We start from the raw sequence: 363 nt of genomic DNA, 5'->3' as shown, positions 1-363 counted from the left end.
GGTGCTGAAGAAAAGCCGCCGGGACCCCGACGCAGTGCAGCTTACATAGGCATGAATACGTCGATTCCCGCAGATATGGGTCAAAACGACTCGATGGCCGACCTTCATGCCATCCATATCCCAGGACAAGTTGAAATCATCCAGATGAAGCCGCTTTCCTCGTTTTTTCGGGCGTCCCGGCTTGCCGTTAGGCAAGGGCGGCAATTCATACATCGCTGAATCACTGCGGACATTGCAGATGAAGGCCAGGTGGGGATATTGCAAAACCCGCTCTATCAACGTGCTTTTGGCATACCAACTGTCAAAGAACAGTAATACCTGCCGGTCTTTCAGTAAGGGCATCACCTCCTCGATGAGATCACC

1 protein-coding gene is annotated in these 363 nt (G+C 52.3%); it reads right to left on the bottom strand.

Going from position 1 to position 363, the window contains the following annotated elements:
* A partial coding sequence (locus ACFCTO_RS12180; protein ID WP_499876973.1) for a transposase occupies positions 1–354 on the bottom strand: 354 nt, incomplete at its 3' end.
* Positions 355–363: the final 9 nt, after the last annotated feature.

This window comes from Megasphaera indica (assembly GCF_046614755.1).
GTDB lineage: Bacteria > Bacillota > Negativicutes > Veillonellales > Megasphaeraceae > Megasphaera > Megasphaera intestinihominis.
This window is presented reverse-complemented; position numbering and strand designations above follow the sequence as displayed.